Source organism: Caballeronia udeis (genome assembly GCF_001544555.2).
In the GTDB taxonomy this organism is placed as follows: Bacteria; Pseudomonadota; Gammaproteobacteria; order Burkholderiales; family Burkholderiaceae; genus Caballeronia; species Caballeronia udeis.
Map to the genome: position 1 here is coordinate 1 of NZ_FCOK02000201.1, position 1,302 is coordinate 1,302.

Below are 1,302 nucleotides of genomic sequence, written 5' to 3' on the forward strand. Positions count from 1 at the left end.
ATGCCGGCGCATACGTGTACGGCAAGAGTGGCAAACAGATGGCGATAGTAGATGGGCGTGCGCGCAAGAGCTATAAGCATCCCAAGCCGTTTGAGGAGTGGGATGTCCTGCTCCGGGAGCATCACGAAGGCTACATCGATTGGGCGGAATTCGAACGCAACCAGAAACAGCTTTCGGCCAACGCCTACAGCAAGGCGGGCGACGTAAAATCGAGCCGTGGTGGACGGGCACTGCTCGCTGGCCTGCTTGCTTGCGCGCGCTGTGGGCGTCGCCTGTCGGTGGCCTATACTGGTCGAATCCCGCGGGCCGTCTACCGATGTGACCGCTTTGACATACCGCCGCGATGCATGAGCTTCGGCGGATCACGCATCGACGCTGCCATCGGAAACGAACTTCTGCGTGTCGTGGAGCCCTTGGCAATCGAAGCAGCCCAGCAGGCCGAGCATATGCAAATGGATACCTTGAACGAGCAGCGGCGGATCGTGGAACTCGAACTGCAGCAAGCCCAGTACGAGGCGACGCTCGCCGAGCGCCGCTACGCCGCCTGCGACCCCGATAACCGTCTGATTGCCGCGCAATTGGAGAAGAACTGGGAAGCAGCATTACGTCGGGTACAGGCCTGTCAAACGCGCCTGGAGACGGCCGGGGCGCCGATGGCAGAGGCAGCGTCTCCTGACTTTGTGAAGCTCGCTGAGAATCTCCAGGCGGCCTGGAACGCTCCGGGCGTGACCATGCGCATGCGCCAGCAGCTAGTCCGCGCGCTCATCGTCGATATTGTTGCAGACGTCGACGACACGGCTCGCGAAGTCATACTGACGATCCATTGGCACGGCGGTCAGCACTCCCAGCTACGAATTCGCAAGCCCCGAACGGGCGAGCATGGATGCAGCACCTCTGACGAGGCGCTCGCGGTCGTTCGCAGCATGGCGAGCCGGTGGTCAGATCAGGACATCGCCGCATCGTTGAACCGGATGGGGTTACGGACAGGCCAGGGTAAGACCTGGACTGCGCACCGTGTCAGTTCCATACGGCGAGTGCGAGACATCCATGCGTACAAGTCGGCTGACAAGGATGGAGAATGGCTGACGATGTTCGAAGCCGCAAAACTGCTCGGCGTCACCAGTCACGCGATCCGCCGGTTGATCAACGATCGGGTTCTGCCCGCCGAGCAGGTGATGCCCGACGCTCCTTGGCAAATTCGTGCGAGCGATCTGCGCAGCGATGCGGTTACAGCGGCCTTATCGCGCAAACATCGCCCGTGTCGCAATGATGGGGAAGGACAAATCCCAATGTTTATCGAGG

General features: G+C 61.1%; 1 pseudogene. It reads left to right on the forward strand.

Features of this window, described 5'->3' with window-relative positions:
• Window positions 1–1,302: pseudogene (locus AWB69_RS49110) on the forward strand (recombinase family protein); the annotation flags it as partial.